The sequence below is a fragment of the Microcoleus sp. N3A4 genome (assembly GCF_036701805.1).
Lineage (GTDB): Bacteria > Cyanobacteriota > Cyanobacteriia > Cyanobacteriales > Microcoleaceae > Microcoleus.
This window is the reverse complement of record NZ_JAUBRJ010000017.1, coordinates 72,337-93,229: the sequence shown is the minus strand read 5'-3', so window position 1 is coordinate 93,229 and position 20,893 is coordinate 72,337. Positions and strand designations below refer to the sequence as shown.

23 protein-coding genes and 1 riboswitch are annotated in these 20,893 nt (G+C 46.4%); of the genes, 15 read left to right on the top strand and 8 right to left on the bottom strand.

Going from position 1 to position 20,893, the window contains the following annotated elements; all coding sequences use genetic code 11:
• The 9 genes from QUA56_RS12675 to QUA56_RS12635 form a co-directional block, all read left to right on the top strand.
• The coding region (locus tag QUA56_RS12675) for an ureidoglycolate lyase (protein ID WP_333357889.1) at positions 1-576 on the top strand (576 nt) is incomplete at its 5' end.
• Positions 577-787: 211 nt separating this feature from the next.
• Positions 788-2,053 (top strand): cytosine deaminase, encoded by a 1,266-nt coding sequence (gene codA / locus QUA56_RS12670; protein ID WP_333357886.1) that lies wholly within the window; start codon positions 788-790, stop codon positions 2,051-2,053.
• 26 nt (positions 2,054-2,079) lie between these two features.
• On the top strand, positions 2,080-2,388 hold the full coding sequence (locus tag QUA56_RS12665) for a hypothetical protein (RefSeq protein WP_333357884.1): 309 nt from the start codon (positions 2,080-2,082) through the stop codon (positions 2,386-2,388).
• Positions 2,389-2,399: 11 nt separating this feature from the next.
• Positions 2,400-2,852, top strand: coding sequence for a hypothetical protein (locus tag QUA56_RS12660; RefSeq protein ID WP_333357882.1), 453 nt, complete (start codon positions 2,400-2,402; stop codon positions 2,850-2,852).
• A gap of 84 nt (positions 2,853-2,936) precedes the next feature.
• Positions 2,937-3,245: a hypothetical protein gene (locus QUA56_RS12655; RefSeq protein ID WP_333357880.1), complete on the top strand. Its 309-nt coding sequence runs from the start codon at positions 2,937-2,939 to the stop codon at positions 3,243-3,245.
• Between the two features lie 11 nt (positions 3,246-3,256).
• Positions 3,257-3,709 carry a hypothetical protein gene (locus QUA56_RS12650; protein WP_333357877.1) on the top strand — a complete coding sequence of 151 codons (453 nt, stop codon included), beginning with the start codon at positions 3,257-3,259 and terminating at the stop codon, positions 3,707-3,709.
• Between the two features lie 96 nt (positions 3,710-3,805).
• Entirely contained in the window at positions 3,806-4,264 is a 459-nt protein-coding gene (locus tag QUA56_RS12645) for a KGK domain-containing protein (protein ID WP_333357875.1), read from the top strand.
• Positions 4,265-4,382: 118 nt separating this feature from the next.
• Complete coding sequence (locus QUA56_RS12640) at positions 4,383-4,559, top strand: DUF4089 domain-containing protein (protein ID WP_333357871.1); 177 nt, start codon at positions 4,383-4,385, stop codon at positions 4,557-4,559.
• A gap of 13 nt (positions 4,560-4,572) precedes the next feature.
• A complete protein-coding gene (locus QUA56_RS12635; RefSeq protein WP_333357868.1) occupies positions 4,573-6,033 on the top strand; it encodes an AtzE family amidohydrolase in 1,461 nt (486 codons plus the stop codon).
• Between the two features lie 11 nt (positions 6,034-6,044).
• Here QUA56_RS12635 and rpsU read toward each other — a convergent pair whose 3' ends face one another.
• On the bottom strand, positions 6,045-6,239 hold the full coding sequence (rpsU, locus tag QUA56_RS12630; RefSeq protein ID WP_006632476.1) for a 30S ribosomal protein S21: 195 nt from the start codon (positions 6,237-6,239) through the stop codon (positions 6,045-6,047).
• Between the two features lie 48 nt (positions 6,240-6,287).
• Between rpsU and QUA56_RS12625 the strand changes: the two genes are divergently transcribed.
• On the top strand, positions 6,288-6,434 hold the full coding sequence (locus QUA56_RS12625) for a hypothetical protein (RefSeq protein ID WP_333357866.1): 147 nt from the start codon (positions 6,288-6,290) through the stop codon (positions 6,432-6,434).
• On the opposite strand, the gene prfB is transcribed toward QUA56_RS12625, so the two are convergent.
• A protein-coding gene (gene prfB / locus QUA56_RS12620) for a peptide chain release factor 2 (RefSeq protein WP_333357863.1) occupies positions 6,435-7,551 on the bottom strand; the annotation gives its coding sequence in 2 pieces (ribosomal slippage) (positions 6,435-7,478 and positions 7,480-7,551; 1,116 coding nt in all). It abuts the gene before it with no gap.
• Positions 7,552-7,740: 189 nt separating this feature from the next.
• Positions 7,741-8,469 (bottom strand): Bax inhibitor-1 family protein, encoded by a 729-nt coding sequence (locus QUA56_RS12615; RefSeq protein WP_333357861.1) that lies wholly within the window; start codon positions 8,467-8,469, stop codon positions 7,741-7,743.
• 545 nt (positions 8,470-9,014) lie between these two features.
• On the opposite strand from QUA56_RS12615, the gene QUA56_RS12610 reads away from it, so the two are divergent.
• Positions 9,015-9,341 carry a PEP-CTERM sorting domain-containing protein gene (locus tag QUA56_RS12610; RefSeq protein ID WP_333357858.1) on the top strand — a complete coding sequence of 109 codons (327 nt, stop codon included), beginning with the start codon at positions 9,015-9,017 and terminating at the stop codon, positions 9,339-9,341.
• A gap of 214 nt (positions 9,342-9,555) precedes the next feature.
• Here QUA56_RS12610 and QUA56_RS12605 read toward each other — a convergent pair whose 3' ends face one another.
• The 4 genes from QUA56_RS12605 to QUA56_RS12590 all read right to left on the bottom strand — a co-directional run bounded on the left by QUA56_RS12605 (position 9,556) and on the right by QUA56_RS12590 (position 15,263).
• Complete coding sequence (locus QUA56_RS12605; protein WP_333357856.1) at positions 9,556-11,682, bottom strand: VWA domain-containing protein; 2,127 nt, start codon at positions 11,680-11,682, stop codon at positions 9,556-9,558.
• An 833-nt stretch (positions 11,683-12,515) separates the two neighbouring features.
• Entirely contained in the window at positions 12,516-13,724 is a 1,209-nt protein-coding gene (locus QUA56_RS12600; RefSeq protein ID WP_333357853.1) for a HAMP domain-containing sensor histidine kinase, read from the bottom strand.
• Positions 13,666-13,905: a hypothetical protein gene (locus QUA56_RS12595; protein ID WP_333357850.1), complete on the bottom strand. Its 240-nt coding sequence runs from the start codon at positions 13,903-13,905 to the stop codon at positions 13,666-13,668. Before QUA56_RS12595 ends, QUA56_RS12600 begins: the two co-directional genes overlap by 59 nt.
• Before the next feature lie 164 nt (positions 13,906-14,069).
• Entirely contained in the window at positions 14,070-15,263 is a 1,194-nt protein-coding gene (locus QUA56_RS12590) for a HAMP domain-containing sensor histidine kinase (protein ID WP_333357847.1), read from the bottom strand.
• Positions 15,264-15,546: 283 nt separating this feature from the next.
• Positions 15,547-15,759, top strand: a riboswitch (cyclic di-AMP (ydaO/yuaA leader).
• A 99-nt stretch (positions 15,760-15,858) separates the two neighbouring features.
• Here QUA56_RS12590 and ntrB point away from each other — a divergent pair.
• From ntrB to QUA56_RS12570, 4 genes are all read left to right on the top strand, one after another.
• A complete protein-coding gene (ntrB, locus tag QUA56_RS12585) occupies positions 15,859-16,707 on the top strand; it encodes a nitrate ABC transporter permease (RefSeq protein WP_333357841.1) in 849 nt (282 codons plus the stop codon).
• 173 nt (positions 16,708-16,880) lie between these two features.
• Positions 16,881-18,311, top strand: coding sequence for an ABC transporter substrate-binding protein (locus tag QUA56_RS12580; RefSeq protein ID WP_333357838.1), 1,431 nt, complete (start codon positions 16,881-16,883; stop codon positions 18,309-18,311).
• A 152-nt stretch (positions 18,312-18,463) separates the two neighbouring features.
• The gene (locus QUA56_RS12575; RefSeq protein WP_333357829.1) at positions 18,464-19,303 is read left to right on the top strand and encodes a nitrate ABC transporter ATP-binding protein; all 840 of its coding nucleotides are present in this window, start codon (positions 18,464-18,466) and stop codon (positions 19,301-19,303) included.
• A gap of 46 nt (positions 19,304-19,349) precedes the next feature.
• Positions 19,350-20,138 (top strand): universal stress protein, encoded by a 789-nt coding sequence (locus QUA56_RS12570; RefSeq protein ID WP_333357828.1) that lies wholly within the window; start codon positions 19,350-19,352, stop codon positions 20,136-20,138.
• 488 nt (positions 20,139-20,626) lie between these two features.
• Here QUA56_RS12570 and QUA56_RS12565 read toward each other — a convergent pair whose 3' ends face one another.
• Positions 20,627-20,845, bottom strand: coding sequence for a hypothetical protein (locus tag QUA56_RS12565; protein WP_333357827.1), 219 nt, complete (start codon positions 20,843-20,845; stop codon positions 20,627-20,629).
• Between the last annotated feature and the right edge of the window lie 48 nt (positions 20,846-20,893).

The window sequence follows — 20,893 nt, the reverse complement described above, 5'->3', positions numbered from 1 at the left end:
ACAGAGGGCACAGAGAAGAGAAGAGAGAGGATTTACTGTATTAGAATGTTTTTGATGGAAAGCAGGGAGGGGATGTTGCGATTTATGAGTGAATCAATTTCGACTAAGCAGTTGTCCGCAAAATGGGTGACACCAAAGAATTTTCAGAGTTACGGTCAAGTTATCTTTGCTGCTGTTGATGGCAAGTCTTTCAATGCTGAGGACGCTGAGTTAAATTTGCAAAATGGTGTTCCTAGATTTTACATTATGCGGCTGCACAATAAAGGTCGCAAGTTTGGCAAAATTACGCGGCACGTTGAATGTACTCAGTGTTTGGGTTCTTTGGAGGGGAAGGATTGGTTGATGGCGGTTGCGCCTCATGGGGATAGCGATAAACCGAGTTTAGATGATATTGCTGCTTTTCGGATTCCGGGCAATTGTTTTATTAAGTTAGATGTGGGGACTTGGCACGCTGGGCCGTATATTGATGCGGATTTTGTTGATTTTTACAATCTGGAATTGAGCGATACTAATTTGGTTGACCATTTTACCTTTGATTTTGTGAAAAATCACAATCTGGAGTTTGAGATTGTCTGATGTTGGCGATTTGTAGTTGCGCTTTCTTTTTGGTGATTATGGTTATAGGTGGGTTTTTTGAGTAAGATTTTTTAACCGCAGAGGCCGCAGAGGACGCAGAGGAGGAGAAGGAGGGGGTTCGCAAGTGATTGGAGAAGTCTTTTGGTCTCACTAGGCTGAATCGCAATTAGGAAAGATAAAGTTTACCATTGTTAAAATAGGTGCAATTGTCATGCCTGAGCAAAAGTATAGCATGGTTCTGCGCGAATGTCGGTTGTTAAGTGCGATCGACAGTCAAACAGTGGATATCGCCATTGATGGGGACAAAATAGCCACCGTATCGCCGCAGATTCCCGAATTGGGAGAATCCGAAATCGACATTCAAGGAAAATTAGTCAGTCCCCCGTTTGTTGAGTCGCACATTCATCTCGATTCTGCTTTGACTGCGGGGGAACCGCGATGGAATCAAAGCGGCACTTTGTTCGAGGGAATTCAAATCTGGGGGGAACGAAAGCAAAGTTTAACTCTGGATGATGTCAAAAAACGGGCTGTTGAAACTTTAAGGCTGCAAGCGTCTCAAGGGATTTTGTTTGTCAGGAGTCACGCTGATGTTAGCGAACCGACGCTGACTGCTTTGCAAGGACTTTTGGAAGTTCGAGAACAAGTGAAAGATTGGATGACTCTGCAAGTTGTGGCTTTTCCTCAAGACGGGATTTACGGAAGTCCAGAAAATGACAAACTTTTAGAGAAATCTCTGGATATGGGTGCGGATGCTGTGGGCGGGATTCCGCATTATGAGTTGACGCGGGAAGATGGGGTGAAGTCGGTTGAGCGAATTTTTGAACTTGCTGAAAAATACAATAGATTAATAGATGTTCACTGCGATGAAATCGATGATGAACAGTCGAGATTTTTGGAGGTAGTAGCAGCTTGTGCGATTAGAAGCGGGGCTGGTTCGCGGGTAACGGCTAGCCACACGACGGCTTTCGGTTCTTACAACAATGCTTATGCTTTTAAGCTGATGGGAAGTTTGGCAAAATCGGGAATTAATTTTATTGCAAATCCTTTAATTAATATCACCCTGCAAGGCCGCGCTGATACTTATCCCAAACGCCGTGGGGTGACGCGAGTTAAGGAGTTGTGGCAGCAGGGATTGAATGTGAGTTTGGGTCACGATTGCGTGCAAGATCCTTGGTATAGTTTAGGTACGGGAAATATGTTGGATGTCGCTCATATGGCGGTTCATGTTTGTCAGATGACGGGAATGGCTGAGATTGCAGCTTGTTTTAATATGGTGACTGTCAACGGTGCTAAAACTCTCTATCTGGGAGATGAGAATTATGGGATAGAGGCGGGGAAACCTGCAAATTTGATTGTGTTGGATGCTGAGGATTGTTATGATGCAATTAGGAGGCGCGCTGCGGTTCGGTATGTGATTTCGCGGGGAAAGTTGCTGGCGGAAACTGCACCTGCTAAAATGAGTTTTTATTCGGTTTGACAAACAATATTTTAATCTGTTAAATTGTGAATCAAGGTGCTATTCCCGATGAGAGTCCGATAAATTTGCAGGAGCAACTGCTACTGCAAGATGCTAAGGCTGGTAATTGTAGAGCAATTCAGGGCGGGCCTGACGATATACTAGGGGATGTTTCCAGATTGGTTGCCCTCTATGGAGGTAATCCCGAAGACTGGTACAAAATAACTAGCATTCAGGCTTTTACAATTAATGGAGCTTCCGTACAAATACACTGGTTTGAAAATGCAAAAATTTTCCAACAAGTTGAATTAAAGTTTAAACGACAATATCCTAAAATAGCACCTAAGAATTTATAGGTAGACAAGTTATGATTGTTCGCTGTATTGCTAATACTGGGGAAGTTCTACCGGAAAATTATATCGATCCGGCAAGAGGTTATACTAAAAAGATTGAATTGCCGTTGACTGTTGGCAAGGAATATGTTGTTTATGCCATCCGCTCGTGGCAGGGAATAGTTTGGTACTATATTTGTGACGATCATTACAGCTATTATCCCATACAGACTCCGGCACCGCTGTTTGAAGTAGTTGATAACCGAGTTTCTAAGTATTGGCAGTTTATGCTTGACCCGAATGGGGTGTTAAGGTTTGCTTTTGAACAGTGGTTTACTGACCCTTGTTTTTATGATAAGCTGACGGATCAAGAAGAGGCGGAGGTTGAGATTTTTGAGAAGGTCAAGGAATTGATGGATGCTGAGGATTTTACTTTGCCTCCGCTGGATGTTGCAGTTGAGAAGTTGCGGGAAACTGTCAGTGTTTGAGTTGGGGAATAGCGAAGGTCTATTGAGTTTTTTCGCCTTGACTAAAATACCGTTTTGACAAATAACATCTGAAACTGTTAAACTATGAATCAAGGTGCTATTTCAGATGAGGAACCGAGAAACTTACCGGAGCAACTGCTGCTGCAAGATGCTAAGGCTGGTAATTGCATAGTAATTCATTGCGGTACAGATAGATTGTTGGGGGATGCACCGAGACTTATTGATGTTTATGGCGGGAATTCTGAAGATTGGGATAAAATGACAAGTATTGAGGCTTTTGAAATTAATGGAGCTTCCGTACAATTTCATTGGTTTCGGAACAGTCAGACTCTTCAAAATGTGGAGTTTAAGTTCAAGCGACAGTATCCCAAAACAGCCCCTAAAAATCTGTAGGTAATCAAGTTATGAAAATTCGTTGTATTGCTAAGACTGGTGAATCTCTTCCTGAAGAATATATAGATCCGCCACGCGGTTACACTAGAAACGTTGAGTTACCGCTAACTATAGGCAAGGAATATGTTGTTTATGCTATCCGAGAATGGAAAGGGACTATTTGGTACTACATCTGCAATGATAATTATAGCTATTATCCCATCCATAATCCGGCGCCGATGTTTGAAGTGGTTGACAGCAGAATTTCTAAGTATTGGCGGTTTGAACTTTCGCCCAATGGATTGTTAATGATAGTGTTTGAACAGTGGTTTACTGACCCTTATTTTTATGATAAGCTGACAGACCAAGAAGAGGCGGAAGTTGAGATTTTTGAGAAGGTTAAGGAATTAATGGATGCTGAGGATTTTACTTTGCCTCCGCTTGATGTGGCAGTTGAGAAGTTGCGGGAAACTGTCAGTGTTTGAGTGGGAAAAGTGCGATCGCAAATTGTGTCTCTACCACCTTGACTCAGATCGCTTAAAATGGTATAAAAGAGTAAGTGGCAGAATTTTGTTGAAAAAATGAAAGAAGACTTTGAAATAAAAAAATATGATCTACTAGACGGCGAGGATGATGTTTTGTTATTGGATAAGGCTACTTTTACGGTGCGGAGGTTTAAAGAGCTAGTCGCTAGGAAGTTTGATTATATACTACTTTCTATCGAGGGAGCAGAAAACGAATCTCGCAAAAAATCAATATATTATTGGATGCAATCTCTGTCGCTCAACGAAGAAACAACAATTCCTGCAGGCGATATAAACTGGAGTTCCCCTCAAGAAGGAATCGATTGTAAAATTCTCAAGATTGGTGCCAAAGGTTGGCAAGAAGGAAAGCTTAAAATAGAAGTTAATAAAAATTTAAAGTCTGGTAAAACACAGACATCTATAAAGTTTTGTCCTGATGAACCACTAGAGCCAAAATCTCCTTTAGATGATATCAGACAATCTGAGGAATACAAAAAACTGAGCAATAATAACTGACAGCCCGATCGCGATTACAATACAATAGTCGATGCACCTATATCTGAATCTTAGATTTTCAACCGCAGATGAGGGCAGATGTACGCGGATAAACGCTGATGTTGTTTGGGATGGACTAATGACAAATATAGAAGAATATGTCGATCGCACCGCCGAACTGATAAACTTACCCCTAAACCCGGAACATCGGCCGGGTGTTGTGGTAAACTTCGAGAGAATAGCTGCGATCGCCCGACTCGTTACTGAGTTTCCTTTACCCCACGAAATCGAAGCTGCGCCAGTGTTTGAACCCTGATTTTTAACCGCAGATGAACGCAGATGAACGTAAATTTTTAGCACAAGCGGATGCAGTCGCCACAGCATCGGCGGTTAAAAGTGGTAAAATTACAGCGACAGCGGTTGTGACTGCGGCATTAGAACGAATTGCCGATCGAGATAACGTCCTCAATTGCTTTACTGCAATCACCGCCTCAAGCGCACTCGCAGCAGCCGAAAACATAGATAATTCGATCGCAAATAACCAAAACCCAGGCCCTTTAGCAGGCGTTCCCTTCGCAGTCAAAAACCTGTTCGACATCGCCGGAATTACTACTCTAGCTGGGTCAAAAATCAACGCTGGCAATCCTCCGGCTACCCAGGACGCGGCCGTGGTCGCCAGACTAAAACAAGCCGGGGCTGTGCTCGTGGGTACGCTCAACATGGACGAGTACGCCTACGGTTTCGTCACCGAAAACAGCCACTACGGGCCCACGCGCAATCCCCGCGATACTGCGCGCATCGCCGGCGGTTCCAGCGGCGGTTCCGCAGCAGCAGTCGCCGCCGGTTTTGTACCCATCACTCTCGGTTCCGATACTAACGGTTCCATCCGCGTACCGGCTGCTTTGTGCGGTGTCTTTGGGTTCAAGCCTACTTACGGCCGTTTGTCCAGGGCTGGCGCTTATTTATTTTCGGGTAGTTTGGATTGTGTGGGGCCGTTTGGGCGATCGATCAGAGATATGGCGCTGCTGTACGATATCCTGCAAGGCCCTGATTCTCGTGACCCCGTTTGCACTCAACGCCCGCCAGAACTTTGTTCGCCGCAGTTAAATCAAGGCATCGAAGGATTGCGAATTGCTGTTGCTGACGGGTATTTCGCCACAGGGGCCGAACCGGAAGCATTGGATGCTGTAGAAATAGTTGCTAAAGCCTTGACAAATGTATTGGAATGTGGTATATGTACAGAAAAAACAACAAACCCCCCAAAAATAGGGGGGCTTGCGACTGTCAGCATACCGGAATCCGATCGCGCCCGGGCTGCGGCATTTATCATTACCGCTTGCGAAGGCGGAAACTTGCATTTAGACAATTTGCGATCGCGCCCTCAAGACTTCGATCCTGCCACGCGCGATCGCTTTTTAGCGGGAACCCTGATCCCTGCGACTTGGTACTTGCAAGCCCAGAGATTCAGACAGTGGTACCGCGATCGAATTCGCGAAATATTCCAACAAACAGACATCATCCTCGCACCCGCCACCCCGATAGCAGCCCCTGAAATTGGCGTCGAGAAAATGGTAATAGCCGGACAAGAAATCTTAGTGCGTCCCAATCTCGGACTGTTCACCCAACCCCTATCATTTATTGGCTTGCCCGTTCTTTGCGTGCCCGTACAGCGGCCCGGCGCTTTGCCCTTGGGGGTACAAATTATTGGTGCTCCCTACAGCGAAGCGGTGATTCTCCGAGTCGCTGCGGTACTAGAATCGCAAGGCATTATATCTGCCGAATCAATTTAGTGCTAATAATTCTAGGGTTTGTTGTTGCGGTGAAAGCGTCTCTTAGTGCGTCTGGCAATAGCTTTGCGCTTCTGCTTTTCGAGGGGGGTTTCAAAGTGGCGGTGTTTTCTCATGTCGGGAAAAATTCCCGCTTTGGAAACTTGTCGCTTAAACCGTCGTAGGGCTGACTCAATCCCTTCATTTTCGCCTATTACAACTTGGGTCATTATTTCTCCTTAGTGTTTGTCAGATCAAGTTTTATCATATCAAGGTTTTTGACCGCGCGACCTGTTGGAGGTCGGGCGATCGACCAAAACCCAAAAATCATACCAGAAAATTGGTTCGTAGTGATGAATGCAAGTCCTGCTTTTTTGCGGACTGAAGTCCTCATTGACTACTGTCAACTGACTACTGACTACTGACTACTGACTACTGACCAACTGATTTTCCTGCCGCAGGTAAGCTTGAATAAACTGGTCTAATTCGCCGTTCATCACATCTGCGATGGCGGTTGTTTCCACGCCAGTACGCAAATCCTTGACCATTTGATAGGGGTGAAAAACATAATTGCGAATTTGCTGGCCCCAAGCCGCCTCCACCATGTCGCCGCGAATCTCGGCAATTTCCGAAGCCCGCTGTTCCTTAGCAACCACCAACAGCCTAGCCTTGAGTAATGCCAGAGCTTTTTCCTTATTTTGCAACTGACTGCGTTCTTCAGTACAGCGGACGGCCAAACCAGTAGGAATGTGAACGATGCGTACAGCAGTTTCTACCTTGTTAACGTTTTGCCCGCCCTTGCCGCCAGCGCGGGAAGTCGTGATTTCCAAATCTTTTTCTGGAATGTCCAACTTGACGGATCGATCGAGAACGGGCATCACTTCGACGCCCGCAAAACTGGTTTGACGCTTGTCGTTAGCATTAAAAGGCGAAATTCTGACCAAGCGGTGAGTGCCTTTTTCCGATCGCATATAACCGTAAGCGTAGCGGCCGACAATTTCCAAAGAAGCCGATTTAACACCTGCTTCCTCTCCCTCGGAAATTTCCATTAAATGTACTTTGTAACCTTGACTTTCCCCCCAGCGGGTGTACATCCGCAGCAGCATTTCAGCCCAATCTTGAGCATCTGTGCCGCCGGCCCCGGCGTTAATCGTCAAAACGGCGCCGCCTTCGTCGTAGGGCCCCGATAGTAATTGTTGCAGTTCCCACTGGTCGAGTTCGCGGGTTAACTGAGAAAGACTCGATGAGGCTTCTTGGAACAGGGACTCGTCGGCTTCTAACTCCAGCAGTTCTAAAATAGCTTTAGCATCTTCCAAGCTCGTTTGCCAGCCGCGGTATTGGTCTAAATGAGATTTGAAGTCATTAAGTTCTTGGAGGGTTTCTTGAGCTCGATCTTGGTCGTCCCAAAATGCTGGTTGGGCGCAGATTTGCTCTAAGTCTTGAATTTTGGCTGTAAGTGCAGGGATGTCAAAGATAGTCCTGGGTTGTACCCAGTCGATCGGACAAAGTTTCGATATTGTGTTTGATGTCTAGAACTTCCACTGTTACTTTTCCTAGTTGTGGGGTATTATGTTAATTTTAGCTTTCTGCTGACTTGTTGTTGCACAAATACTAAGAAAGATTTTTTTACCGCAGATGAACGCGGATGAATGCAGATTTGAGTGGAAACTGTCAAGGCAATAAAAAACCGAGGCTCGATCGAGCCTCGGTTTTTTTAAGCTAAAGTTTCAATTAATCGCGACCGTTGAGAGCAATCAGCAGGCGCAGAATAAAGATGAACAAGTTGATGTAGGTCAAGTACATCGACAGAGCGGCGGGCAAATACTGGTCGTCGCGGTAGCTGCGGGGTAATATGTAAAAATCGACGATCGCAGCGCCGGCGAACAGAAATACGCCGATGCCGGAAATGCCAATTTCCAACCAAGTTGGGGTGTAGATGCCAAATAGTGAGAGCAGAAACTGACCGCCAACGACGACTAACAAAGCAATGACACCTAAACTGATAGTTTTGGTGAGGGCCATGCCGTCTTGTTCGGAAAGGTTGGAGCCAATTTGGCGGGCGGCGATAAAGGTAATGCCGCAGCCGAGGGCTGCAAAACCGATCCCGGAGATGCCGACGCCTTGGGTTCTGAGGGCTGTAAATACCAATCCGCTGAGGGTGTAGCCGGAAAGCAGGCTGTAGGTTGCCAGCAGGGGCAAAGCGGTATTTTTGTTGCCTTGTTCGGCGGCACCGCGGGCGACGAAGAACAGAATTAATTCTACGACGATCGCGGCGATGAAGGTGGGAAAGAAGATCCCGGGATAGTTGCGGATCACTCCGAGGCCGCCGTAGGCGCCTACCGCAGTTAAGACGAGTCCGCCGCCGACAAAGGGGAGAGCGTTGGCGATGACGTTGGGGCCTACTAGCGCTTGGTTTTTGGCCTCGCGCACGGCTTCGCGGAAATTGCTAGTGTTACTCACGAGGATTTACCTAATTTTGGCTGAGAATTGCTATCTATATTTTGACAGCTTTACAGTCTGTTGACAAAACCTGAAAGAGTTTAAAGATTTGATAAAGAACGGGGGTGAAATCACTCCAAAGCAGGAAGCGATTGTTTATAATCGACTGCGTACAAGTCTGTGCCGTGTAGCTGTTGTCTCGGGACGATCGCCTTTTTGCACCATTACACATCGCGGCAAAGCTATAATTAAAATTATAGGGCAGGCGCTATCTGCGGCGAGGGGCAAACTTAAAGTCGATCGAATCGCAGATAAGTGAGCTCAATCAATTTTGGATTTGGGATTTACGATTTGGGACTGAGGACTCTATGCTAGAGGTAGGGGCCGCAGTTAATTTTAGGTTTTTGATTTGCGACTTAGTTGAAACTAGGGACAGGAAACTGCAATCATCTAAAATCTAAAATCGGTTTGGTTAGTTGCTAAGGTAGCTCAGACAGGGAATGCCCAAAAAATTAACGATCGAGAGATCGAGTTCGATCGACAAAATGCTAAATAGGTAATGTCCAATGCCCACCTTTTTTGGTAGCAAATTATTGCCACCTGCCGCCGGAATTTTATTGGCTGCTGCTGTCGTTATTTCCGGCGGCCAAGCTGCCGTTGCAGCTAATGTCCGAGCCGTTTCTACCGCTGCTTCATGGCAGGGTTCAGACTATTTGCTGCTGGCTGATATCGGTCAACTCCGCCAAGGTACAACTTCTCCAAGCCCGAGCCCGGGAACGGTAAGCCCGGTGACTCGACCAGTGAAAATTCCCGAGCCTTCGACGGTGGTAGGTTTGGGTTTAGTTGCGGGTTCGCTGGCTGTGAGTCGCCGGAGAGCGAGAGTTAAAAATTAAACTTTTGGCCAAAAGTCTAATTTTTGGATTTTTAACCGCAGATAAATGCGGATAAACGCAGATAAATGCGGGTAAGCTGTTGAACATTTAAAACAGATTGTATGGTGCCGGGCGTCCGAAGTGTTTCCCGTTTAAGCGGAGCGTGTTCGCGCGCGGATGACGCACCCGGAACAGCCTAGTTAGTGGTTTAAATGCACAACAGCTTATCAGGATTTTAGCCGATCGCGTCGCGCAGAGCATTTTTAGTCATAGCTGCGATCGACTGTTCGGTAGCTTTCGGCAAGTGATAGTATTTCCCCCCAGAAGTCTTGGCCAACTCCTTCGCAAAGCCAGTAGAAATAAACTTGCTCTCGGTATCAATCACCAGCAACTGCATTCCCAACCCGCGAATTTTGGCAGCAATTTCTAACAATTCAGCTTTAATATCTGGCTTTTCTCCATCTACAATCGGTTCCCCCAAAGAACGAGCCAAAGGAATATTCCCCCGCCCGTCAGTAATTGCGACAATCGCAACTTGACCGATATCTCCAGACTGCCGCGCGTTGACTCCGACGCGCACGGCTTGCGTCAAACCGTGAGCCAGGGGGGAACCCCCGCCGCAGGGGAGTCTTTCCAAACGCTTGCGGGCCAAGGCTATCGAGCGAGTCGGCGGTAGCAGCACTTCTGCTTGTTCTCCGCGAAAGGGAATCAGAGCAACTTGGTCGCGGCTTTGATAAGCTTCTGTCAGTAGCTGCATGACTGCACCTTTTGCCGACTGCATCCGGTTGAGGGCCATCGAACCGGAGGCATCGACGACAAATACGACTAAAGCTCCAGCTTTTCTGGCCAAGCGCTTCGCCCGAATGTCTCCCTGTTCCACAAATACGCGGCGCTCAACCCCCCCTTGCCCCCCCTTGCTAAGGGGGGGTTGACTCGCCTCTTGCCCCCCCTTGCTAAGGGGGGGTTGGGGGGGTTGAGAGTTCCTGTCGCGGCGGGCTTTTTGGTAGGGTGCGGCGGCTCTGAGGGTAGCGTCAACGGCGATGCGGCGGACGGGGCCTTTGGGCAATACTGGCTTGACGTAACGGCCTCTATCTTCGGAGAAAATGGTGCTGCGGCTTCCCGATTTGCCTTGGCGGTTGGCATTTTGGGCGAAGAAAAGCACGCTGGGGTCGAGAATTACGCCTTCGGGGTCGAACAGAAATTCTTCGGGAATGTTAGTTTCTTCTTGTTCTTCTGGAGGTTCGTCTTCTTTGTCTTCGTCTTCGTCTTCGTCTTCTTCCTCTTCTTGTTCTTGTTCGTTTTGGGGAGGCGGTGGCGGGGGAGGAGGAGGCGGGTTTTCGTCTGGGGGAGATTGGATGATGGTGGCGCGGGGTACGATGACTAATTCTACGGCGCGGCGAAGGTCTTCGGCATTAACTTCTGTGCGTCCCTCGATGGCGGCGCAGGCTTTGGCGACGCGGACTGCGAATATTTCGGCGCGGTGTCCTTGAACTGCGCCGCGGATGGCTTCTTCTACTAGGTAGGCAATTTGTTCGTGTTTAATGCTGACATCTTTGAGCCATTCTCTGGCTAGGATGATTTGGGTTTTGAGGTTGTCGGTGTCTTCGGCGTATTGATTCAAAAATTCTTGGGGGGAGCTGGAGTAGGATAAAGCTTGTTCTACTGCATAGACTCTTTCTTCTAGTTCGAGTGCTGCGTCGGCTGAAAGTACGATCGCGATGCGATCGAGCAAATGTTCTCTGAGCGGCCCTTCTTCGGGGTTGTAGGTGGCAATAAATAGAGGTTTGCAGGGGTGTTGAAAGCTGATACCTTCGCGCTCTATTTGGTTGCGCCCTTCGGTTAATACTGTTAGCAATTGGTTGGAAATGTTGTCATCGAGGAGGTTGATTTCGTCTACATAAAGTACGCCTCGATTTGCTTGGGCTAATAGTCCTGGTTGAAATACGGTTTGACCGAATTTTACTGATTGTTCGACATCGACTGAACCTAAGAGTCTGTCTTCAGTGACACCCAAGGGAATTTGGATGAAGGGTGTGGGAATAATTTCAGTATTTGGGGAATTAGTATCGGTGGTGCGGGCCTCTTGCCCGCTTTCTTCTAATAAAGAAGATGCCTGTTCGGCAATATTTTCATCAGGTTCGGCGTTGCAAAAAGAGTCTTTGATAATTTCAATTGGTGGCAGTAAGGAGTGCAAGGCACGGGCCATGACTGATTTGGCGGTGCCGCGGCGGCCTGCGATCGCCACTCCTCCCAATCCGGGATCGACTGCTGCTAAAAGCAGGGCTAGTTTGATTGCTTCTTGTCCAACAACGGCTGTTAGGGGAAAGGCTGTCACGGTAGGGGTTGCGTAGAGGGCGGACATCGAAATAATCTTCTGTTAAAGAGGCTTTGATATACTTATCATACTACCAGTAGGATGCGATCGCGTTTCTGAACAATAAATTGTTTTTGGTACAGTACGATTTAGTATTATAAAGCTCTCCGCGAGCAAAAATTTTAAAATTTGTATAGTATCGGGCTGGCATCTTGTCACAACATCAAATTAGAAAATAGCAGAATAGGGTCGTTTAATAAATAAATAAGCTGTGAAACCCTTAGTAACAATAAGTCTGTTATAGCAATCCTCGCATCAGCCGCCTCTCTCGAGCGAGACCAGAATCCTTGCAGTGCGAGCCAGAAAGCTCGCGTATAATGCAAGCAAATCATTGAGGATTGCTATAGTAGCAATTGCTATCATCGCTTTTTTTATGGCGCGATTCCCAGGACACAGAAGGAATAGATAGAAACTTGTTGCAAGCGGTCAAAGGAAACAAAGCTTGAGCCAAACGACTGCTGAATCATGCTAGAGAAAGGTATCCAGGAAAGTCTGAGAGATGGTAGGCCCAAAATGTGATTTATGACTTAGAGCGCGACGGGATAGCTAGAGGGGGAAGCGGTTCGAGTTACAGGCTCGATCGAAGAGAACTTCGAGAGAACTTTTTCCTGACAGGTGCTTTTATCTGGTTAGTTAGTTCGAGATCGTCTCTTGTAGATGGCTTGTTTAGAAGATAGCAGGCGGGTGTTTGCTCGTATTTCAAAGTAGCTGCGGTGCAATAGCGACAGTATGATAACTGAAGTAATTGCGGATTTATGGGTTAAGAGTTATTGTGAGTTGTGAATTAGGATCTGCGATTTATAACTCACAATTTTTAACTTTTAAATTACTTGTTGCAAAATTTTAATTTCTAGGGGTAAAATGACTGTAAAAGTTGAGCCGACTCCTATTTCTGATACTAGCTCTATTTTGCCTTGCAGCAGCGTGACGAGCCGCGATACTATGGCTAATCCCAGGCCGGTGCTGTCGGGGGGAAAGTGGTGTTTGCCGGCTTCTCCTGCTTGAAAGAAGGGGTCAAAGATGCGGTTTGTATCTTTGGGGGCGATGCCAATGCCGGTATCTGTAATTGCGATCGCCCAATAGGCTTCTCCAGCACGGCGGCAATTTAATTCAATGCTACCAGATTCTGTATAGCGAATGGCATTGCTCAGCAGGTTAGTCACAATTTGTTGCAGCCGCTGTCCGTCGGCGATTACTTGTGTTGGGGCGCAGTCGCTCGTAACAGCGAGCTTTAGTCCTTTAGCATCAGCCAATGGCTGCATCATTTCTACTACGGTGTTAATTACAGATTGTACATGAGTTGACCGCAGGTTAAGTTTAATTTTTCCGGCGTCGGCGCGAGAAAGCTCTAGTGTGTCGTTAATCAGGCGCAGCAACTGTCTGCCGTTACGCAATACTCGCTCGATATGTTCGATGCCGGGGAGGGTATCTTTGATTTCAGATTGCCATTTTTCTTGGCGCAAAAACAGTTCGGAATAACCGATAATTGAGTTGAGGGGAGTTTTGAGTTCGTGAGCTAAATGGTAGACGTTTTCTTGATTGACGCTGACGAGGCGATGGAGTTCTTGATTGGTGAGTTTTAACTGAGTTTGGATTTGTTGAAGTTCCCGCAGCCTCTGAGCGACGTAGCTATTGAAACACTGGGCAATTGCTTCGTCTACTACGGCATCTATGAGCCGAAAAGCTCTGAATACCTCGGCGGTGGTTCCTGCTAGCAATTCTGCTTCTAAGTGGGAGAATATTACTTGACGCAATAAATGGTATTCCCGGGCTACTTCTGCGGCGTCGTAGCCTTGTTCGGCTCTGAGAAATCCGTGATCTAAACTGGCTTCAATTATTAGTTTTATTTCGCTGTTTTGATATTGGGAAAGCACTGTGGCCATCGCCGCCAGCAGGTGAGGTATGTGATTTTCGATTGCTGAGTACGGTAAGGCCTCAGCACTTTCAATGTTCCGATCCTGACGAACTGCTTCAATCCAGTTTTTGAGGATAGTATCGGTTTTGTCGGCTAGCACTTGGCTGTAGTCCATGATGTCTGCGTGGGGGTTGAGTTTGGCAGATATTGCCCATGCTTAATTGTAGTTGAGCGATCGCCCGATCGCCATACCAAACTTCGGGCGATCGCGACCCTGCCAAAAGAAGTAGTTTTGAGGTGATTTTTTCCCGTGCCGGATCTGTCTCGATGAGTCGATCCCAGCTTGTTGCTGCCAAAACCAGCACTTAAACTTATTGACAAAATAGCCATAAAGTAGTATGATATGACACCGAAAGTTTTTAATTTTTAAGTTTTAATATTGTCAGGGGACTAAATGTAAAACGTGCAAGCTGCGATCGCACAGGCAACATTTACTTGGCAACTCAAGCGGATTTTTTGTTTAAAATTGATCGAGTTCTAAGGGAAAAGTGACAGTGAAGGAGGAGCCAACTCCTACTTCAGAAACTAATTCGATTTTACCTTGCAAGAGGTTGACTAATCGAGCGACAATTGCTAGCCCTAAGCCGGTACTGTCAGGAATGCAAGAACCCAGGGAGTTGTCGGCTCGAAAATAAGGCATAAAAATCCGCTCGCAGTCTTCTGAAGCAATGCCAATTCCTGTATCGGTGATGGAAATACTCCAATATTTGTCTGACAATAATTCGGTTTTTATGATAATAGTACCAGCTTGGGTGTAGCGAATGGCGTTGCTCGCCAAGTTGGTGATAATTTGCTGCAAGCGCAAGTAATCTGTCATAACTCGATCGAGAACCGGATCGCACTCAACGGCGATCTCTAAATTTTTTGCTTTAGCCAAAGGCTCGATGATTTCAACAACATTGCCGATCGCCGATCGCACATTTGTCGCAATTAGCTGCAATTTTATGCGTCCCGCGTCGTACCGCGAGATTTCGAGAGTATCGTTAATTAATCTAAGCAACCGTCTGCCGTTGCTGAGGACTTTATCAATATGTGCCAAATTAGGAGCAGAATCTTTAACTCTAGGATTGTTTGTTTGGCGCAAAAACAATTCTGAGTAACCAATAATAGAATTGAGGGGGGTTTTCAATTCGTGAGCTAAGTGAGATAGATTTTCTTGACTGGTGCGAAGTAAGCGAGTCAGCTCTTGATTTGTAAGCTGCAATTGGTTTTGCAAATCCTGTAGTCCTTGCAATCTTTCCTGAGTATAGGTTTTGAAACAGTCAGCAATTACTTCGTCGAGGGCATTGTCAATTAAGCGGTAAGCTCGGCTTACTTCAGCGGCTGAGCTTTTTAGCAAGTCTGGATCTAAAGCCTCGAAAATTACCCTCCGCAGCAAGCGGTATTCCCGCGCAATTTCTTCGGCTTCGTAGCCTTGTTTTGCCCTGAGAGTCCCGTGGTCTAAACTTTGTTCTATGAGTGTCCGAATGTCGCTTTCTTCTGATTGGGACAGCATAGTTACGATCGCTTGCAGTACGATGGGAAGGCTGTCGCGCACGGAAGTGTAGGTGAGTTGCTTGGCGCTTTCGATTTGCTCGTCGGAGCGAACAGCTTCGATCCAGTTTTGGATAATTATGTCAATTTTATCTTGTAGCGCTTGGCTAAAATCAATCATGGCTCTTAGATATAAATCAAGTGAGCGATCGCACTTTATATAGCGGTTCTCAAGCGTGGTGAGGTATGCCCTATGCCCTATGCCCTATGCCCTATGCCCTATGCCCTATGCCCTATGCCCAGTCGTACCTCATCTTTCTGAGAAAGGCTATATCTCTAGGTTAGTTTAATAATTAACTTTTTGAATTTTCTCTCAACTTTTTAGCTTCGCCGAGCGCAAATAGCTACTCCTAAAGACGTATTGACAAAGTTATACTGTCGTGCTATTTTAATATAAATTGGCTTAAAAAGTCAAGCCTAATCCAACACTGCGCGATCGAACCAAGCGTGTGGCTGGAGCGGAGGAACCAATTTTCGGGGCGAATCTCTACAGAATTATCAAGCAAAGTTAAAAATTGCCAAATTTGAGTGTAATTTTTGATTTTGAAATCTAAGGAGAAGGACATCTCTCAGTCCTAGCCCGTCAGCTAACTTCGCAGGCATTGAGAAGAGACTGAAAAGCCAAATTTCTGAAAAAGATAGTTTGGCTTCGTCAGTGTCTCAGGTTGGTATTGTTCAAGATTCTTGTACCTGCCCTGACTCTGAAGGAGATTGAAATGTCAATACAGCTTAATTTATCTGCGATCGCAGTTGCAGGAGTTGCAGCGTGGAAGCGTGTAAAACCCGTTGTCATCCGAGATGCAGTTTTGTTGCCTGCGGCTGGTTTTTTGGGAATTCTCGGCTTGTGGTGGATTGTTGCCAGCTTCAAAAGCGATTTGATTCCCACTCCGTATCAGGCGTTAATCGCTAATTTAGATTACATATTGCATCCATTTTACCAGCGCGGGCCTGGAGATTTAGGCATTGGCTGGCTGCTGCTAGCGAGTTTGCGGCGGGTGTTGGTGGGATTTTTGCTGGGTGCAGCAGTGGCGATTCCCGTGGGATTTCTGATCGGGATGTCGAAACCGGCAATGATGGCGCTCAATCCGCTGATTCAAATCTTCAAACCAGTGTCGCCGCTGGCTTGGCTGCCCATAGCTCTATCGATTTTTAATTTAGCAGAGCCGTCGGCAATTTTTGTCATATTCATCACCTCTTTGTGGCCGACAATTATCAACACAGCTTTGGGAGTTTCTAGCGTTTCCCAGGATTATCTGGATGTGGCGCGAGTGTTGGAAATGCCGCAGTGGCGGCGGATTACCAAGATAATTTTGCCGGCCAGTTTGCCATACATTTTTACAGGTTTGCGGATTAGTTTGGGGATTGCTTGGCTGGTGATTGTGGCGGTGGAAATGCTGACAGGCGGTGTGGGAATTGGCTTTTTTGTCTGGGATGAGTGGAGCCGTTTGAACCTGAGTTCGGTATTTTTAGCGGTGTTTGTAATTGGTTTAACTGGATTGTTGCTCGACGCTGCTGTTGACAAAGTTCAGGAATTGGTAACGCATCGATCGGTCATCAATCATTAGTCATTAGTCATCAGTCATTAGTCATTAGTCAGCAGCGAACAGTTAACTATCAACTGTCAACTGTAAGGTGCGTCGCTCATCGATGGTCGATTTTTGTTTGTGATGGTTGGTGGCGACGCACCCTACAACTACAACTTCAAATCTCAAATCTCAAATCTCAAATCTCAAATTGTATGAGTGACAAGTTTTCCAATGAATGGAAGCGCCGAGAGTTTTTGCAAGGAATCGGATCGGCGGCGGCGGGAATGGCTTTATCTGGTTGTACAATTAGCGCGGATCGATCGGCAAAAGGACTCACTGAAGAAGCCGAAGCGGTAAAGCCGGTTGTCGATTCCCGAACATTAGAAAAACCAAATTTAACCGTAGGATACGTGCCGGTTAACGATTGCGCGCCATTTGCGATCGCCTGGAAAAAAGGTTTTTTCCGCAAATACGGTTTAAACGTCCAACTCAACCGCGAAGCAAGCTGGGCAACCTCCCGCGACGGCCTAATCTTCGGCCGCCTCGACGCCTCCCCAGTCGTATCCGGCGCCGTCACAAACGCCCGAATTGGCGCCGAAGGAGCGCGTCACGCACCCCTGTGTGCAGCAATGACAATTCACCGCCACGGCAACGCCATGACGATGAACAAAGCTATGTGGGATTTCGGTTTGCGCCCGTGGCACGAATACAGCGGTAATTTTGAAGAATTTGGCAAACAATTTCGAGCCTTTTTTGACAGTCAGCCACCCGAAAAAAGGGTTTGGGCTGTTGTCCTCAGTTCTGCAATTTACGAATACTTTGTCCGCTACATATCGGCGGCGGCCGGTGTCGATCCGTTCAAAGAATTTCGGGTAATTATTGTGCCGCCGCCGCAGATGGTAACTAATATCAGGATTGGTGCCATGCAGGCTTACATGGTGGCAGAACCTTGGAATACGCGGGCAATTCAAGGCAATTTGGGAGTGGGTTTTACCTTCGTGCAAGGCAAGGAAGTTTGGCTGGGACATCCCGATCGCCTTTTGGGAGTAATGGAATCATTCATTGAGGAAAATCCGAAGACTTATTACTCGCTGGTTAAGGCAATGGTGGAAGCTTGTCAGTATTGCAGCAACCCGGAAAATCGCAGTGAAATATCGGCGCTGCTGACTGAGCGATCGTTTACGGGGGCTAAACCGAAAAAAGGGGCGATCGACCAATTTACGCGACCAGCAATAGTTGGCGACTACAACTATGGAGGGTTTGACGGAAAAGAGCGCACCATACAATCGGAAGATGCAACTATTTTCTATGACATTCCTAAGAATTTGCCTCAAATACCGGGAAATCATTCAACATTTATGTGGCAGTCTCAGAGTCTGTGGTTGATGACTCAAGCCGCTCGCTGGGGACAGATTAAAGAAGTGCCAAAAAATGCTGAGGAATTAGCTAAAAAAGCTTGGAGAACCGACCTTTACCGCAAGATTGTTGCCGAAATGGCGATCGATTGTCCGAAGGAGGATTACCGAGTGGAACCTGCGGAACTTTTCATTGATAAAAAAGCATTCGATCCTAGCGATCTCGTGGGTTATTTGAATAGTTTTGAAATTCGAGCAAACCGCCCTCAGTCTTTTTTTCAGTCTTAATGTTTGAGATGTTGCCTTTTTCCTCATGTCCCGCCAGGGAATGAATTCCCTGGCTAATAGCTAAAGTCGGTTGAAACCGACTGCCCAATTTGAGGATTTAGGCAATAGCAAGAAAAATCAATTAACACTTTACTAATTTTTAGGAGAATACCGTGAGCCAATACACCTCTACTTCTACCAGTACCAAAAATTCCGTCAAGAGCGATCGTCTATTTCTGGAAATAGACAATTTGTTCAAGTCTTACAAAAATGGTGACGGTACAGAATTTAGCGTCTTGGAAAATATCAATTTAAGTATTGGAGAAAACGAGTTTATTTCCGTAATCGGTCACTCTGGTTGCGGCAAATCAACGCTGCTAAAAATAGTGGCAGGTTTGGAAAAACAGAGTGACGGAATGGTGACACTGGAAGGAAAAGAAATCCGCAAACCGGGAGCCGATCGCATGATGGTATTTCAGCACTACGGATTGCTGCCTTGGCTGACGGTGCGCGAAAATATTCGGCTGGCAGTTGATGAAGTTTTGCAAAATCTTAGGCGTTCCGAAAAGATTAGTCTTGTCAACGAACACCTAGCAATGGTAAACTTAACAGCAGCAGCCGATAAATATCCAGACGAGATTTCAGGGGGCATGAAACAGCGCGTTGGGATTGCGCGAGCTTTGGCAATTCGACCGAAAATGTTATTGATGGACGAACCGTTTGGAGCGCTGGATGCTCTGACTCGCGGCAAGTTGCAGAAACAGGTGCTGGATATCTGGGAAAATCACAGACAAGCTGCAATGATGATTACTCACGATGTGGATGAAGCTATCTATATGTCCGATCGCATTGTGCTGATGACAAACGGCCCGGCGGCGACAATAGGAGAGATTTTGTCAGTGCCGTTTGCACACCCCCGCGATCGCCAGGAGTTGCGGGAATCGAAGGATTATTACGAACTCCGCAACTATGCTTTGAATTTTCTCGATCGCTACTTTACCCAAGACGAATAACACCCGACGGACAGAAAAAACAATTCACTTAAGAGAGGTCAAGCCTGTGAATCTCAAAACAATTTTAGCGCGTTTTGAAAGTGCATTGGGATACCAAAACTTAGCAGAAGAAATGGTGTTGCTGCCGGAGCCACAAGTGCAAAGTTCTAAGAAATTAAAAGCTCCAAAACAGGCAAAAACTATCAACTTTATTGTCGGTTACAACAGTTCTCCCCAAAGTCAAACAGCTCTGGACATTACCCTTTGGATGGCGCATCAAACTCGTTTAGTAACAACTAAAGAAGTCACAGTTCAAGTCGTCTACGTTATCGACGAAGCGCCCCAAAAATACGGCGAAGATACTTGCAAATTGGCTGTGAAAAATGCCTTGGCGGCCCAGGCGAAAGTGTCGGATTTAGAGGAAACATTCGCTCTTAATTGTGCAGCGCCTGCGATCTCTTTACCTCCAACCGAAATCCAATCACTATCCCAGCGAAAAATTTGGAGCGATCCGCATTATTTCCCAGCAATTTTGGGTCAAAATAATGAGTACGAGGTTGCTGATAAGCTGCTGTGGCAAGCGCGCTGTTTGGCTGAGGAATGGCGCGGTTTATTCAAAGCTCATTTACGCATCGGGCGGGTTGCTACAGAACTGAGAAATGTGGTTGAATTAGAATCAGCAAATTTACTATTTTTGGGCTGCAATTCTGGCAACCACCCGCTGGTTAGGGAACTAGGCAATAATTTTCCTTGCTGCGTGCTGGGGATTCCTTCGGCACTCAGTTATCAGATGGATTTTCAGCCTGAAGAAAGTTTGAACAAGTTACAGTTAGCTACAGCTATACCTACAGGTTAAACCTGTTCTGTCGTGAACCCGGAACCTAATTATGTAAGGTGTGCAGTGCACACCTTACCGCTATAATTCGCGCGTCCATTTTTGGCGTAAGTCCTACAGCATATTCCATGTATATGTAGTACACACAAGAAGAGAGATCGCCCGTGTAAGGTGCGTCGCCAAGGAGTCAATCTGCAAGTTTTATCAAATATGAAGCAGCGACGCACCCTACTAATTAACACCACACAATATAACTGAAGAGTGTACTTCATGAACCTGGAATATGCTGTATAGCCTTTCTCAAAAAGATGAGGTATGACTGACAGCTTACATAACCACCCAGACGCTTGAGGGCCCAAGCCCAACAACGTACCTCATCTTTCTGAGAACCGCTATATCTCGATCAAAAATTAAAAAGTGTTTCTTCAATCAAAGTCTCAATTACGAGACAATTAGGAATTTTTTAATGTTGAGTTTTTTAAATTTCAGTCAATTAAAATTATCGGCACTTACCTGATCATAGACAGTTCGTTAACTAATTTTATCCTTCCCCGGCACACAGAGCGCAGGAGCCGATCGATCGAGCGTTTGTCTTCCTCAGTCAAAGTTTCATCAAAAATAGCCGCCATCAAACCGTACCGATCGGCTAAAGTAATGTAGCCATGATGATTGACTTCGGCAAACAGCTCGCCCAAAGCAGATGGAATCAGGTGGACAGGAGTTTGCATAGTAATTGACTCTCTACTCGACCATCGCGCGATCGCGCGTTTCTGCAG